This is a genomic window from Citrobacter sp. MGH110 (assembly GCF_001037515.1).
In the GTDB taxonomy this organism is placed as follows: domain Bacteria; phylum Pseudomonadota; class Gammaproteobacteria; order Enterobacterales; family Enterobacteriaceae; genus Citrobacter; species Citrobacter portucalensis.
The window spans coordinates 3096913-3112187 of sequence record NZ_KQ089830.1; the positions used below are offsets into that span (position 1 = coordinate 3096913).

At 55.2% G+C, this 15275-nt stretch carries 12 protein-coding genes; 4 read left to right on the top strand and 8 right to left on the bottom strand.

Annotation, left to right across the window (positions count from 1 at the left end):
- Window positions 1–300: 300 nt before the first annotated feature.
- The 8 genes from pdxY to SK38_RS14620 form a co-directional block, all read right to left on the bottom strand.
- Window positions 301–1158 carry a pyridoxal kinase PdxY gene (pdxY, locus tag SK38_RS14585; protein ID WP_048236207.1) on the bottom strand — a complete coding sequence of 286 codons (858 nt, stop codon included), beginning with the start codon at window positions 1156–1158 and terminating at the stop codon, window positions 301–303.
- Between the two features lie 11 nt (window positions 1159–1169).
- Window positions 1170–2435 carry an aromatic amino acid transporter gene (locus SK38_RS14590; RefSeq protein ID WP_032942280.1) on the bottom strand — a complete coding sequence of 422 codons (1266 nt, stop codon included), beginning with the start codon at window positions 2433–2435 and terminating at the stop codon, window positions 1170–1172.
- Window positions 2436–2624: 189 nt separating this feature from the next.
- Window positions 2625–3995, bottom strand: a complete 1371-nt coding sequence (locus tag SK38_RS14595; protein WP_008786082.1) for a tyrosine phenol-lyase — start codon at window positions 3993–3995, stop codon at window positions 2625–2627.
- An 819-nt stretch (window positions 3996–4814) separates the two neighbouring features.
- Complete coding sequence (locus SK38_RS14600) at window positions 4815–5825, bottom strand: Ldh family oxidoreductase (protein ID WP_048236208.1); 1011 nt, start codon at window positions 5823–5825, stop codon at window positions 4815–4817.
- A gap of 11 nt (window positions 5826–5836) precedes the next feature.
- Complete coding sequence (locus tag SK38_RS14605) at window positions 5837–7438, bottom strand: APC family permease (RefSeq protein ID WP_048227169.1); 1602 nt, start codon at window positions 7436–7438, stop codon at window positions 5837–5839.
- An 11-nt stretch (window positions 7439–7449) separates the two neighbouring features.
- Window positions 7450–9057: an aldehyde dehydrogenase (NADP(+)) gene (locus SK38_RS14610; RefSeq protein ID WP_048236209.1), complete on the bottom strand. Its 1608-nt coding sequence runs from the start codon at window positions 9055–9057 to the stop codon at window positions 7450–7452.
- Between the two features lie 14 nt (window positions 9058–9071).
- The gene (locus tag SK38_RS14615; RefSeq protein ID WP_003830108.1) at window positions 9072–9992 is read right to left on the bottom strand and encodes a dihydrodipicolinate synthase family protein; all 921 of its coding nucleotides are present in this window, start codon (window positions 9990–9992) and stop codon (window positions 9072–9074) included.
- Window positions 9993–10130: 138 nt separating this feature from the next.
- Entirely contained in the window at window positions 10131–10946 is an 816-nt protein-coding gene (locus SK38_RS14620) for an AraC family transcriptional regulator (RefSeq protein ID WP_008786078.1), read from the bottom strand.
- A gap of 308 nt (window positions 10947–11254) precedes the next feature.
- Between SK38_RS14620 and SK38_RS14630 the strand changes: the two genes are divergently transcribed.
- The 4 genes from SK38_RS14630 to SK38_RS14645 are packed head-to-tail and all read left to right on the top strand — an operon-like array spanning window position 11255 to window position 14790.
- Window positions 11255–12196: a 4-hydroxyproline epimerase gene (locus tag SK38_RS14630; protein WP_048236210.1), complete on the top strand. Its 942-nt coding sequence runs from the start codon at window positions 11255–11257 to the stop codon at window positions 12194–12196.
- Window positions 12193–13296, top strand: coding sequence for an NAD(P)/FAD-dependent oxidoreductase (locus tag SK38_RS14635; RefSeq protein ID WP_048236211.1), 1104 nt, complete (start codon window positions 12193–12195; stop codon window positions 13294–13296). Before SK38_RS14630 ends, SK38_RS14635 begins: the two co-directional genes overlap by 4 nt.
- Complete coding sequence (locus tag SK38_RS14640) at window positions 13293–13547, top strand: (2Fe-2S)-binding protein (protein WP_048227173.1); 255 nt, start codon at window positions 13293–13295, stop codon at window positions 13545–13547. Before SK38_RS14635 ends, SK38_RS14640 begins: the two co-directional genes overlap by 4 nt.
- Entirely contained in the window at window positions 13534–14790 is a 1257-nt protein-coding gene (locus SK38_RS14645) for an NAD(P)/FAD-dependent oxidoreductase (protein ID WP_048236212.1), read from the top strand. The genes SK38_RS14640 and SK38_RS14645 overlap by 14 nt, the downstream gene beginning before the upstream one ends.
- Window positions 14791–15275: the final 485 nt, after the last annotated feature.

Sequence of the window (15275 nt, forward strand, 5' to 3'; positions counted from 1 at the left end):
CCGCGTTGATTCCACCACGCTACTTCCGCGTGTAATACCTGGCACTTATGCCTGATGGCGCTTCGCTTATCAGGCCTACATTTCACACTCATTTGTAGGCCTGCGTTTCACGCTCATTTGTAGGCCGGATAAGGCGCGAGCCGCATCCGGCAGCGACAGCAGCGTAAAATGCTCACCCCTTCCTCTTACGCAGACCGCATGCTCTTAACACCGCCACCCACAGACGAAGCCACGCGAAACGGTAGACCAGAGGATGCTGAAGCCGCAGCAATGTCAGAAACATAGAGCCCCCTCGTGGCGCTACAGTACCGCTGCCCGATAGCGAATTTGCGGATCCATTATCTGGTGACGCGCATCTATCAGCCGCAGTTCATACGAATCATGCTCTTTTGTCAGTCGCATCACAGCATCGACGACACTGGTGGTCCGCTCCAGCGCCTGCTTGTCCTCATAACCATTGAGCAGTGAGGCCAGCATCACGCTGCAAATCAGATCCCCAACGCCCACCGGCATTTTGGTAAAGGTATACAGCGGCCGGGCAATGTGTAACGTCTGTTCCGGCGTCACCAGCAGCATTTCAAACGCCTGTTTGTCCCGCGAACAGTCGCCGAGATGCTTCACCAGCACCTTCTTCACACCCCACGACACCAGCTGCTGCGCAGCTTCCACCACCTCGTCAAAACCACGCAGTTGTCTGCCCGTCAGCACGCCCAGCTCATAGAGATTCGGTCCCATGATGTCGGCCAGTTGAATGGCATCATCGACAAAAAAGGACTCTACGCCCTGCGCGACAATGCAGCCTTTTTGCGGGTCGCCCATCACCGGATCGCAAAAATAGAGCGCCTGCGGATTACGCTGACGAATGGTGGTGACCGCGTGCATCACCTCTTCACAATGACGTTTATCTCCAAGATACCCGGACAGCACAGCGTCGCATTGCGCCAGCTTTTGCAGGTCATCCAGCCCGCTGATGATGGCGCTCAGCTCGCCGTGCGGCATCGCCATGCCCTGCCACATCCCGTACTGGGTGTGGTTGGAAAACTGTACGGTGTAAAACGGCCAGACATCGATCCCCGAAAGCTGCATCGGCAACACAGCGGCTTTATTTCCGGCATAGCCATAAACGACTGACGACTGAACAGACAACACGTTTTTCATTTTGACTCCGTCTAACGAAACGTTGGCAGCAGACCAAATACGTCCAGAACAACCGTCAGATAGACAACCGCTCCACAGACAATCACCAGGTTAAGCACGGTGTTATTACAGGGCGCGGTATAGCTGGCGGTCGGAAAACGTTTCCGCGCGGCTTTCACCAGGAACGGCGGCAGGATCACGCTCCAGATGGTAAAGGCCAGACCGGCATAGCCAATCGCGTGCACAAAACCGTTCGGGAAGAAGAAGCACACTGCGGCTGGCGGGAAGTAGGTCACCAGCGCGGTTTTCAGTCGGCCCATGCCGTCATCCGGGAAGTGAAACAGGTCGGCGATGTAATCGAACAAGCCAAGCGTCGCCGCCAACAGTGAACTGGCTACTGCGAAGTTGCCGAAGAAGGTCAGGATCAAATCCATATAGCGGCTGGTGAACAGCTCGCTGATGGCCTCAACAAACACGTCGATATTGCCGCCTTTGGCGATAATTGGCGGGAACGCGGAACGGCTGATGTTACCCATCGTGACGCCCAGCCAGAAGATGTACAGCAGCAAGGCAAACAGCGTACCGATGATAATCGAACGCGTGATATTCGAGACCCCACTCTTGCCATACAGCTTGACCAGGCTCGGCACGTTACCGTGAAAACCAAACGAGATAATACAGAACGGCAGCGTCATCAGAATGTAAGGCAGGTACTGTGAGTTGGGCAGCGCCACCGCCACGCTGTCGACAAGTTTCGCCACTTCAATATGACCAACCAGCCCGGAGAAAGTAGCAAAGAACGCGATAAACTTACCGATAATCAACACGGTAGTGATGCGTCCGACCAGCAAGGAGCTGTACCAGGCAATCGCGCCGACCAGCATACTGACGATCACCACCGAGATATTCGCCGGAAAGCGCACGCCGCTGTATTTGAACACGGTTTGCGCCATCACCGCTGACGATCCGGAAATATAGGCATAAGTCAGAATATACAGCACAAAGCCGAAAGCGATACCGACAACGATATTCCACTTACGGCCTAATAAATCCTGAGTAAAGGTATTAAAACTGGCACCGGCGCCATAATGCAGGTTGACTTCAACCAGCATCAGACCGGTTAATAACATCATGATGGCGATAAACAGAAGAATAACAGACGCACCGGGGAACCATACGCCGGCCATCGCAATCGGCAGGGAGAACATCCCGCCACCCACTACGGTCGCGATAACCAACATGGTTCCGCTAATCAGTCCGGGGGTACTACTCTGTCGCTCAATGGCATTAATATCCATGATAAATGTTCCTGTAGACTATTCGTTATAATTACAGCTGTCATTTGTACATCATGCGGATAATAAAAATGTCGGAGTCAGGGTTTACTTTTTTTAGTTATGTCACGGTAACGGGCACCGCAAAGGCTTCCTGTTCATGGAAAAGGAATACAAAAAAGCCCCATCACGTGATGGGGCCATAACTATTTTTTAGATGTAATCAAAGCGTGCAGTAAAGAAACGCAACTGCTTCGGCTCGTAAATAAACTTCAGCCCGCGAATATCTTCTTTGTGCTGGTAAAGTTTAATAATACCGTCAGCCACGACATCCATATGCGCGTAGGTATAAACACGGCGTGGAATAGTCAGACGCACGGTTTCCAGTTTCGGTCTGTGGTGTTCACCGGTCACGTTATTACGGCCCGCAGAGATAATTCCGCGCTCCATACTGCGCACGCCGGTTTCCACATAGATGCTGGCGGCCAGACTTTGTGCCGGGAACTCATCCTGCGTCAGATGCTCGCAGAAGCGACGCGCATCGAGGAATACCGCGTGACCACCCACCGGTTCAACAATCGGTACGCCAGCGGCTTTCAGCTTATCGCCCAGGTAGCGAACTTGCTTCACGCGGTGCTCGATGTACTCGTACTGCATGGCTTCGCGCAGGCCAATCGCCATCGCTTCCATGTCGCGTCCGGCCAGGCCGCCGTAGGATGGCATACCTTCGTAAACTACGACTAACTCTTTGGCAGAAGAGAACATTTCGTCATCGTTCATGCACAGGAAACCGCCGATGTTCACCAGACAGTCTTTTTTACCACTCATGGTACAACCGTCGGCGTAGCTGAACATCTCATGCACGATCTCGGCGATGCTCTTGTTCTCAAATCCCTGCTCTTGCTCTTTGATAAAGTAGGCGTTTTCTACGCAGCGGGTAGCGTCGTAGAACACTTTAATGCCGTGCGCTGCCGTCAGTTCACGCACCGCACGCATGTTCGCCATCGAGACCGGCTGCCCGCCCGCGAGGTTAACCGTCACCGCCAGGCAGATATACGCAATATTCTCTGCGCCTTTTTCATCAATCAGTTTTTGTAATTTTTGAAGATCGATATCACCTTTAAACGCAATATTCAGACCGGCATCGTGCGCTTCGTCACGAACGATATCGACAAACACCGCACCATTTTTTTCCTGGTGATAACGAGTGGTAGTGAAATACATATTCCCGGCAACATATTGCCCTGGTTTAATAGCCAGTTGCGATAACAGGTTTTCTGCGCCGCGGCCCTGGTGAGTCGGAACAATATGTTTAAAGCCGAACAGTTCCTGCACGGTTCTTTCCAGATGATAGAAGTTTTCGCTGCCCGCGTACGCTTCATCACCCATCATCATTCCGGCCCACTGCTTGTCGCTCATTGCGTTAGTGCCACTGTCGGTCAGCAGGTCAATATAAATATCTTTCGAATTTAACAGGAAAGTATTGTAACCCGCTTCCTGCATTTTCTTAAGGCGCTCATCACGCGGGATCATAGATACAGTTTCAACGCTTTTAATACGGAAGGGTTCTGCCGGATAATTCATTTTGTTTCTCCAGTAACAGTGGTCATGTACGTATTAATGTGAAGTAAATCATACCTGGTTCATCAATAAAGTCTGATGAAATATAACTATTCGCCTCCTGAGCCAGGGGGAGAAATAATGTGGAGGCACTATGCAAGATTTGATTGATTATGGAAATAGCCCGGTCAACATTAATCACTGGCAATAATTTAAAAAGCTGTAAATATGAGTGATGCAAATCACACGTCATTTTTTTACCCGTTCATATTCAACGAGTTTTTTTTGCGTGTTGATTTGCCCTTCACCGTTGCATGTCACTGGAGAGGGAAAATACTGAAAACTTAACTTTCCAGGCTGTTCTCATAATGTATTGCTCAATGAGTACACCCCAATTTGTGAGAGTCGGATCACTTCGCGGGTTTATATTTGTGATTCACATCACCAAAAGTGTAAAGAAAAGCGTACAATTAAGCGTTGTTTCAGAGTTTGCTATTTGCTTCAGTGAGTTAGATCGCATTTTTGGTCTGATGCCGACAGGTGTTGTTTTCTGGAGCGTGGGGATATTCAGGCGTGTGAAAGATAATGAATAAATGCGATGAATAATACCGGATTTATTGGGGTAAAGGTGTTTTCTATTTATTCCGAAAGCGCGCTATTCGCGCTTATTTCATCTTATTTATATCTGGACTTACCGAAGATTACTGGGGAAATTTACAGGGGTTTTATTAGCGCGATACGAAGGTGCGCCAACACCTGCGCATCGCTAATCACAGTAACTATTTATATAAACGTATAACAGGAGGGACATCATCCCTCCTGTTATCGCGATAATGCCAATAATTATTTCACTAACGCAGATATATCCTTGAACAGCGAATGGGCTATTTCCACACCGTCACGAGTTGTACGCATACGGGAATGATAGCGACGCTCGCCCGGCAAACGAGCCCCTTGCCGCTGCATATCGGCAAAGAGTCTCTCGGCACGTGCCAGATGCTGCGGAGCCTCCCGTCCCAGAAAGCGGGCCGGGTCCAGGGCCAGAATCAGCTCGCCACCATAGGGCAACCCGCCAGCCCCCTTATCCCACGCCAGCGATTCCGCGCTGGTCATATCGCCGATGAGCGGTCCGGCAAGCAGTTCCACCATTGCCGCCAGTGCCGACCCTTTATGCCCGCCAAACGTCAACATCGCGCCGTCGAGGATCGCCTGCGCGTCGGTAGTGGCCTGACCGTCACCGTCAATCCCCCACCCTTCCGGCACCGCTTTTCCCGCCCGTTGATGGAGTTGGATCTCTCCCCGTGCCGCCGCACTGGTGGCCATGTCGAAGATAAACGGGGATTTTTCTTCACGCGGCCAGCCAAATGCTATCGGGTTAGTGCCAAAAAGCGGCTGCGTCCCGCCTGCGGGAGCAACCCACGCATGGCTGGGCGTCGTCGCCAGCGCCACCAGCCCCGCCTCCGTGAGCGGTTCAACGTCGGCAAACAGCGCCGAAAAGTGCACACAGCGGTTAATCGCCAGGGCTGCAATACCGCTGTGGCGCGCCTTTTCTATCAGCAGTGGAAGCGCGCGCTCGAATGCCAGCAGGGAAAATGCCCCACCGGCGTCCACCTTCACAATGGCCGGCGCGGTATCGGTGACAACCGGCTCAGCGTCAGGTGACACCTTTCCTTTACGTCGCGTCTCCACAATCCCCAGCAACCGCCACAAACCATGCGAGGCACAGCCATCACGCTCACCGTGGGTCACGTTTGTCGCGATCGCCACGGCATGCGCTTCACTGAATCCGTTCCCGCGCAGCACCTTATATGCCAGCGCATAAGCCTCTGTTAACGAGAGGTTTACCATCTCCATGACCGACTCCTTTACTCTTCTTCATCACCGGTAAAGTTAGCCCGCGGCAGACAGGTTCGCTCACCCCAGTAGTAAATTCCCAGCGACATCACCGCTACCACCACCGTATCCCACGGATGACCAATCACCCCTGTGCCCCCAAAACTGCCCAGCCAGGAGAAGAGCATAATCAGCGCGTAGAAGGCGATAAGCCACAGAGACGATTTCACCTGCTGTGCCAGACTTACGGTGTGTACCGGCACTTTTGATTTGCAAAGCACATAGACGACAAACATCACAATCTGCAGTCCCAGCAGCCATGACAGCGTGCCCCAGCCAGACCAGAATACAATCAGCGCCGAAATCACAAACGACACCGGACCGATAATCCCGAAGGCACGCACGCGGAATGGGCGCGGCAAATCCGGTGCATTACGGCGTAGCCCCGCCGCCGTGACCGGGGCAATGGCGTAGCTCAGTACCAGCGCCGCCGACACCACGCTTATCAGCTGTTCCCATGACGGGAACGGCAATGTCCAGAAGATAGACAATGCAAAGGTCAGCCACAGCGCCGGACGCGGAATGCCAGACTCTTTATCGATGTGGGTAAACGTCTTAAAGAAGGTGCCTGCTTTCGCCCAACCATAAATCACGCGCGGCGTGGCGTTCATGTAGATATTGCCGGTACCACTTGGGGAGACAATCGCGTCGCACACCACCATAAACGCCAGCCAGCCCATACCGAGCGTAATGGCGATATCCCGGTACGGCAGCGAGAATTGCTTGCTGATCTCCGCCCAGCCGCCACCCAGCATATCGGTCGGAATACTGCCAAGAAATGCCAACTGCAACAGCACATAAATAATCGTCGACAGCACCACGGATAAAATCAGCGCCACCGGGATGGTACGCTGTGGATTCTTTACTTCACTCGCCACAGAAATAATTGGCGTCAACCCCAGGTAGGCGAAGATGATCCCACCGGCGCTAATCGCAGCCTCAACGCCCGACATACCAAAGGGTGCAATTCCCTGAACGTGCAGGTTCTCAGGTTTGAAAAAGGTAAATAGCGTCACAACGACCGCTAGCGGCACCAAAAATTTCAGAATACTGATGATGTTATTGGAACGGGCAAACGTTTTTACACTGTAGTAATTCAGCCCGAAGAACAAACACAGCAGCAAAAACTGCACCACCCATCCCAGCAGCGTTGGGTCGCTTGAGCCAGTTTGAGTCAGCATCGGGAACCATGCTGCCGCATACTGCCGCGCAGCAACAATCTCTATGGAGATGAGGCTTGAAAACGCAATCAGCGTAATAAATCCAAGCAGATACCCCATCAACTCACCGTGGGAAAAGACCGGATAACGGATAATCCCCCCGGCACGAGGCAGTGCCGCGCCCAGCTCACAATAGACAATCCCCAACAGCAAAACGGCAATCCCACCGATGACCCACGAGGCAATGCCCGCAGGTCCGGCAATCGATGCCACATGGCTTGCGGCAAACAGCCAGCCGGAACCGAAGATAGCCCCAAGCCCAATAAACGTCAGGTCGGTCAGCGTTAGCTGCTTTTTAAATTTACCCACCTCAGCAACGCGGGCCTGTGTTTGGTGCGTAGAGTGAATCGTCATGGTCATGCCCTTCAGTCAACAGAGGGGGAAATGGCTTCCCGGGTCCACTGCCCGTTAATCAGGCGCAGCAGGTTCAGAGGGTTGTCATCCTGGACAGCAGGCGGAAGCAGCGCGGCAGGCACATTTTGCAGGCATACCGGGCGTAAAAAACGGTCGATGGATTGCGTCCCTACCGAGGTACCGCGAGCATCGGTGGTGGCAGGCCACGGACCACCGTGCACCATGGCATCACAAACCTCGACACCGGTTGGATAACCGTTAAACAAAACGCGTCCCGCTTTTTCAGTGAGGGCTGGCAGCAGGCGCTGCGCCAGCGGCCCATCATCAGATTCGGCGTGCACAGTAGCCGTCAGTTGGCCCGGAATCACGCGCAAAATGGACTGCAACTCCGCCTCATCGGCCACCTCGACCAACACCGCCAGCGGGCCAAACACCTCCTGCTGTAGCAGTGGATCCTGTGCCAGCAGCAGCGAAGCCGGAGCCTGATACAACCGGGCCTGCGCGCGGCCGATAACCGATTCATCAGACCCTGCCAAGCGCTGAATATGCGGATGTGCCTCAAGCGCGCTGACCCCCTCTTCATAATGGGCAAGCGTCGGGGCATTCAGCATGATCTGTGCCGGAGCCTGGTCAACCGCGACCTTCAGCGCCTGCGTGAAGCGGGACATACCCTCGCCGCGTAAGACAAGGATCAGCCCCGGCTTGGTACAAAACTGCCCACACCCCAAAGTGAAAGAGGACACCAGCTCATTGGCCAGCGTTTCTGCCCGCGTGGCGACAGCCTGCGGCAGAATAATCAGCGGGTTAATGGCCGACATTTCCGCAAAGACGGGGATCGGCTGCGGACGCTGCTGCGCCAGCTGCCAGAGCGCCTTACCGCCGCGCAGCGAACCGGTAAAACCCACCGCCTGAATTGCCGGATGGCGAACCAGATCCGCGCCAATATCGGTGCCGAAAATCATGTTAAAAACGCCCGCAGGCAGGCCAGATGCCGTGACCGCACGCACAATCGCCTGGGCAGTCAATTCCGCCGTCGCCATATGTCCGGGATGGGCTTTCACCACCACCGGACAACCCGCCGCCAGCGCGGATGCGGTATCGCCTCCCGCCGTAGAAAAGGCCAGCGGAAAATTGCTGGCCCCGAACACCGCCACCGGGCCAAGCGCGGTCAGATACTGACGCAGATCCGGACGTGGCAGGGGCTGGCGGTCAGGGAGTGCGGTATCAATGCGTACGCCAAAGGCATCGCCCCGACGCAGCACCCCGGCAAACATGCGCAGCTGATTACTGGTACGGGTGCGCTCTCCCTGTAACCGCGCCAGCGGCAGTGCCGTTTCCTGGTGGGCTATGGCGAAAAAATCCTCGCCGAGCAAATCCAGCTCGTCGGCAAGGGTGTCGAGAAAGCGGGCACGCACGTCTGGCGCTGTCTGTGAATAGACAGGAAACGCCTGGTCAGCCGCCTCCGCCGCGGCGGCGGCCTCCTCATGAGAGGCCGGGTAAAAATAGTATCCGGTCAGCTTGCCGTCAGCGGCACGCAGGCTTGGCAGCGTCGCCTCACCGCTTGCCACGCGGCGTCCGGCGATAAACTGCTGACCCGAAACAGAGAGAGGTAGCGTCATCATCACTCCTTTACTTAAAGGCCAACATCCGGCAGCTGTGGACGGGTCGCCAGCGCCTTCTCAACAATCGCCACCACTTGCGCACGGGTATCCCCTTCCAGCGCCAGACGCGGTGGACGGGTAATGGCGCTGCCACGCCCCAGCAATTCTTCACAGAGCTTGATGCACTGCACCAGATCCGGGCGCGCATCCAGATGCAGCAACGGCATAAACCAGCGGTAAAGCGCCATCGCTTCCTCATAACGCTGTTGTTTCGCCAGGCGGAACAACGTCTCCCCTTCACGCGGGAAGGCGTTCGACATTCCGGAGATCCAGCCTTCCGCCCCAACGGCAATGCTCTCGACCACCACATCATCCAGCCCAGCGAACAGCACAAAGCGGTCGCCAACAGAGTTACGCAGGTCGATAAAACGGCGGGTATCGCCGGAGGAGTCTTTGAAGCAGACGATGTTGTCGCAGTCGGCAAGCGTCGCCAGGATATCCGGCGTCACGTCGTTTTTGTAAATCGGCGGGTTGTTGTACACCATGATAGGCAGGTCGGTAGCCGTAGCCACACTGCGGAAGTGGGCCGCTGTTTCATGCGGTTTTGAGGAATACACCAGCGCAGGCATCACCATAATACCGTCGACGCCCACGCGCTCTGCCTCTTTCGCCATCTTCTGTGCAAACGCAGTGGTGAATTCGGCCACCCCCGCAATGACTGGGATCTGACCGCCCGCTGCATCTTTCGCTACTTCGATGATCTGCAGCTTTTCCTGCGTGGTCAGAGAGGTGTTCTCCCCCACGCTGCCGCACACCACCAGGCCAGAAACACCATCCTTGACCAGGTTTTTCATCACCGTATGGGTGGCATCCAGATCCAGGGAATAATCGCTACGAAACTGGGTGCTGACTGCCGGGAATACACCGCTCCAGTGAATGGCTTTCTTGCTCATGTTCGGTTCCTTGTCGTCAATTTGTTAATTTAAAGTGAATGAATGGTGAATATTCACTGACAGATTGACGTTTCAGGCGACCGACTGCTTGGTGGTTTTCTTCCTCTTTGATGACGAAATTAGCACAGTGAGTGTGTCTTACCCGGCAAGCGTAATGCGAAAATCACGCGGCGTAGAGCCCGTCATCGCCTTAAACTGGCGGCTAAACGCGCTGTGATCGGTATAACCGCACTGCAACGCAATATCGGTAATCGGCGTATCGCCCGCCAGCAGTTCGGTAGCTTTTTCCAGCCGAACTTTGTGGATCATCTGGCGCGGTGTGAGATGAAAAATACGCTTACAGTAGCGCTCAATTTGCGCCACCGACATGCCACTCAGGGCGGTTAGTTCTTCCATCGCGATGGGACGGTGATAATGGTTGCGGATATGATCGTCGACGATCGCCAGTCGCTGCCACGCCGGGTGACGCGCCTGCGCTTCCTGCAGATCATGTGAAATCCCCGCCATACCGATGACCTGGCCCTGCGCATCCCGCAGCGCCAGCTTCTGGGTCAAACACCAGCCGCGTTCACGACCGTTGTAGAGATGCATTTCCAGCTGATCGCGCAGCGTTACCCCTTCGCGCAGCACCCGCATATCCTGCTCGGTATAGCCCAGCCCAAGCGCTGAAGGGAAAACATCAGCAGAGGTTTTACCCAGCAGAGAAACGACCGTCTTAAACCCGCAGCGTCGTGCCAGGGTCATATTGACCATCAAATAGCGGGCCTGCACATCTTTGATAAAAAAGACCACATTCGGAATAGCATTGAGCAGCGGCGCAATCAATGCCATCGCATGGAGCAACGTCTGGATATTGTCCGGACGCTGACGCGCCAACCCCTCACATATCTGGCTAAGTTCAGCCACTTCAGGCACCGGCGACGGGGCCCGCACATCATTAATCACACAGGACATCACGCTTCCTCCCGATTAGTGATCTGAATATTTATTAACTTTTTGTTAACTCAGCAAGCATCCTTACTGCGTTTTGCGATCCTGCCGTAGATTTATAATTTCCCCTTTTCCAGCCACTGGCGCGGTTGCCTTTTTTGGTTTACCACACCACTAACAAAATGATTAATAACAAATAAATATGATATCGCCTTAACGATGACAGCGGCCATTATGCTGATTTCGTCATTTACGGTGACGAAAGCGATCAAGCCGGGACGCAGGGCTTGCGTCAGCATTTAGCAACAAAAAATTAACTTCCCGGAGATCCTATGACAGCACAGTACAGTGAACTGAGAGTGATTGATTCTCACACCGGCGGTGAACCCACTCGCTTGGTCATCGACGGCTTTCCGGATCTGGGAGCGGGGAACATGAGCGAGCGTCGCGAGCGTTTTTCCCGCGACTACGACGACTGGCGTAAAGCCATTATTCTTGAGCCGCGCGGTAACGACGTTCTGGTCGGTGCATTGCTCTGTGAGCCAGTTTCGCCACAGGCCACGGCGGGAGTCATCTTCTTTAACAACTGCGGCTTTCTGAACATGTGCGGTCACGGCACCATCGGGCTGATTGCCTCGCTGGCATGGCTTGGGCGCATTCAGCCCGGTAAACATCTGATTGAAACGCCGGTGGGCGATGTGACCGCCACGCTGCACGAAGACGGCAGCGTCTCGGTCGAAAACGTGCCGGCCTACCGCTGGCGTAAGCAGGTACAGGTTGAAACCATCCACGGTACGGTAACGGGTGATATCGCCTGGGGTGGCAACTGGTTCTTCCTCGTCAACGATCATCCGTTCGCGGTCTCGCCGGAAAAGATCCCTGAATTGACGGAGTACGCATGGGCAATCCGTGAAGGGTTAGATCGTGCAGGCATCCGTGGCGAACATGACGGCATTATCGATCACATCGAACTGTTTGCAGAAGATGATCGCGCGGACAGCCGCAGCTTTGTACTCTGCCCCGGTAAAGCCTGGGATCGATCGCCCTGCGGCACCGGCACCAGCGCTAAGCTGGCCTGTCTGGCTGAGGACGGAAAACTCAAATCCGGAGAATCCTGGCGGCAGGCGAGCATCATCGGCAGCGAATTTACGGCGCATTTCGTGCCGCATGGCGACAAGATCGTTCCGACGATCCGCGGAGAGGCATGGGTCTGTGGTGATAACAAGCTGATCCTCAATCCTGAAGATCCGTTCTGCTGGGGGATCTCGCTGTGATCGAAAGTGACGTCATCGTCATCGGTGCCGGGATTATCGGGGCCGCCTGCGCCTGGCAACTGGCCGCTCGCGGACAGCGAGTCACGCTGGTCGATGACGGCAATGCGGGCGCGACGGCGGCGGGTATGGGTCACCTGGTGTGCATGGATGACGATCCTGCGGAGCTCGCACTCTCTGCCTGGTCTCTGGAGAGCTGGCGCAAACTGACGCCCCGGATGCCGGAAAGCTGTGCCTGGCGCGGATGCGGCACGCTGTGGCTGGCGGAAACGCCGCAAGAGCTTGCGCTGGCAGAAGAAAAGAAACAACGAATGGCACAATACCAGGTTGTCAGCGAAATGCAGACCCGCGATCGGCTTGCCGCGCGCGAACCGCTGCTCACCACCGGACTCACTGGCGGGCTGTGGGTCCCCGGCGACGGGATAGTTTACGCCCCAAACGTCGCCCGCTGGTTTATTAACGATGCCAATTTAACGCATCTTCGGGATAGCGCCCTCTCTGTTGATGCCCCTTACGTCACCCTACACAGCGGTAAACGACTGCGTGCACGCGCCATCGTCATCGCCAGCGGTCTGGGTGCCAATATGCTGCTGGGTGAAAACTGGCTCATACCCAAAAAAGGCCAGTTGGCGATCACCGACCGCTACGGCCCCTTGCTCAGCCACCAGCTGGTAGAGTTGGGATACGGTGCCAGCGCCCATGCAGGCGGCACCTCAGTGGCATTTAACATTCAGCCACGCCCCACCGGACAGTTGCTGATTGGCTCCTCCCGCCAGTTTGATAACACCTACCGCGAGGTTGATCTCCCCCTGTTGGCACAGATGCTGGCGCGAGCGCGCCATTTTTTACCCTCTCTGGAGACGCTAAATATCATCCGTTGCTGGAGCGGTTTTCGCGCGGCATCGGCTGACGGTAACCCGCTGATTGGCCCACATCCTGCGCGTCCGGGTATCTGGCTGGCGCTGGGACATGAAGGACTCGGCGTCACAACCGCGCCAGCAACCGCCGAGTTACTTTGCGCCCAGATCCTTGGCGAGCGCCCGGCGGTGTCCCCGGATGCCTGGCTTCCCGCTCGCCTGCACAAGCAGGAGGCCATCGCATGACGACCCTGAACGTAATTATCGACGGCCAGACCTGTGAGGTTCCCGTCGGAATGAGTATTGCAGCAGCACTGGTCCTGGTGGGCAACGGCGTGACCCGTCGTTCGGTGAGTGGTCAACTGCGCGCGCCCTTCTGCGGAATGGGGGTGTGTCAGGAGTGCCGCGTCACGGTGAACGGACACCGAGTGCTGGCCTGCCAGACGGAATGCCAGCCTGAAATGGTGATTGAAAGGAGCCATCATGCAAAGCGTTGACTGTGAGATCCTGATCCTTGGCGCAGGGCCAGCCGGATTGTCGGCGGCACTGGCTGCCGCACGCTGTGGAAAATCAGTGATAATCCTTGATGATAACCCGCGCCCCGGCGGGCAAATCTGGCGCGACGGGCCGCAGGTCTCACTCCCCCGGCACGCCAGACGGCTTCGTCAGGCGGTGGCGGAACATCCCAACATCACACTGCTGAGCGGTGCCCGGCTGATTGCCCGCCCCAACCCACATTCCGTAGTCTTCGAAACCGCAGACGACTGCGGCGAAATCCGCTGGCAGCGGCTGATTTTATGCTGCGGCGCCAGAGAACTCTCGCTGCCTTTTCCCGGCTGGACACTACCCAATGTGACGGGGGCCGGAGGCCTGCAGGCGCAGATAAAACACGGCCTACAACTCAAGGGGGAACGCGTGGTCATTGCAGGCAGCGGTCCTCTTCTGCTGGCGGTCGCCAGTACGGTGAAACGCGCTGGCGGGAATATTGTCGCCATCATCGAACAGGCCCCGATGAGCGCACTGGCCCGTTTCGCAACCGGGCTATGGCGCTGGCCTGAAAAATTGCGTCAGTTCGGCGAGCTCTTTCCAGCCCGCTATCATCCGGCAAGCCAGGTCATCCAAGCGCAGGGTGATACCTGTCTGCAGTCAGTGACCGTGCGCCACCAGGGGCAAACCCGGGAGATCGCCTGCGACAGGCTGGCCATTGGCTATGGGCTGGTACCTAATACAGAACCTGGCGCAATCTTTGGCTGCAAAACAGAAAATCAGGCTATTTGGGTCGATGCGGAGCAACGCACCAGTGTGCAGGACATCTATGCGGCAGGAGAATGCACCGGCTTTGGCGGCAGCGAGCTGGCGTTAGCCGAGGGAGAAATTGCCGGCTATGCCGCCGCAAGTTGTCCGCAAAAGGCCCAAAGCGCCATCTCCGCACGCGCCCGCTGGCAGCGTTTTGCCCAGGCGTTGCATACGACGTTTGCGCTACCGGAGTCGCTAAAAGCCGCGACCACCGCGGATACGCTGCTCTGCCGTTGTGAGGATATTCGTTGTGGCGACGTGCAAAACGCCGAAAGCTGGCTGGCGGCAAAGCTCGCCTCACGCTGTGGAATGGGGGCTTGTCAGGGAAAAGTCTGCGCCACCAGCGCCCGCTGGCTGTACGGCTGGCCGCTGCCGCAGCCGCGCGAACCGCTCTCCCCCGCGCGTGTCGACACGCTTATCCATCTCGCAAAGCCAGAGGGGTGATGGTCAGGTATAAAGGCGCCCACTGGCGCCTTTTTTGATGTGGTGTATCCGTAGACCTTTTCGTCAAAGGGAATAATTTTTATCTTCACCCATATCTATTTCGCTCTGTGTATTGGGAACCGAGCGTCCTATTTCTGCCAAACATTCAAATATATAAAGGGAATGTCATGCATGTTTAAAATATGATAAACCCAACACTTCAAATTACCGATATTGCTTTTATTAACAAGCAGAAACCAGCATAACACCCCAGGAAATAACCTTTTCTTTTCGTATAGTTAGACAAATAACACTTACTAAAGCAAGGTTTTTTATACCCCCCCTATGAATGAGCATGAATAACTTAAAAATAATATGGCGAAAAAAGTGTTTTATTTAATCTGCGAATTCGATAATGAATATTGTTTTTAGTGTTGGCCGAAATAGACACAGCAACGCTTGATTAAGTGATATTTTGCGAGCATCATCGCAATTATTTACCAAAA

Coding starts and splice junctions, on each gene's coding strand:
- pdxY (WP_048236207.1), bottom strand. CDS start 1,158: ATGAAAAACGTGTTGTCTGTTCAGTCGTCAGTCGTTTATGGCTATGCC.
- SK38_RS14590 (WP_032942280.1), bottom strand. CDS start 2,435: ATGGATATTAATGCCATTGAGCGACAGAGTAGTACCCCCGGACTGATT.
- SK38_RS14595 (WP_008786082.1), bottom strand. CDS start 3,995: ATGAATTATCCGGCAGAACCCTTCCGTATTAAAAGCGTTGAAACTGTA.
- SK38_RS14600 (WP_048236208.1), bottom strand. CDS start 5,825: ATGGAGATGGTAAACCTCTCGTTAACAGAGGCTTATGCGCTGGCATAT.
- SK38_RS14605 (WP_048227169.1), bottom strand. CDS start 7,438: ATGACGATTCACTCTACGCACCAAACACAGGCCCGCGTTGCTGAGGTG.
- SK38_RS14610 (WP_048236209.1), bottom strand. CDS start 9,057: ATGACGCTACCTCTCTCTGTTTCGGGTCAGCAGTTTATCGCCGGACGC.
- SK38_RS14615 (WP_003830108.1), bottom strand. CDS start 9,992: ATGAGCAAGAAAGCCATTCACTGGAGCGGTGTATTCCCGGCAGTCAGC.
- SK38_RS14620 (WP_008786078.1), bottom strand. CDS start 10,946: ATGTCCTGTGTGATTAATGATGTGCGGGCCCCGTCGCCGGTGCCTGAA.
- SK38_RS14630 (WP_048236210.1), top strand. CDS start 11,255: ATGACAGCACAGTACAGTGAACTGAGAGTGATTGATTCTCACACCGGC.
- SK38_RS14640 (WP_048227173.1), top strand. CDS start 13,293: ATGACGACCCTGAACGTAATTATCGACGGCCAGACCTGTGAGGTTCCC.
- SK38_RS14645 (WP_048236212.1), top strand. CDS start 13,534: ATGCAAAGCGTTGACTGTGAGATCCTGATCCTTGGCGCAGGGCCAGCC.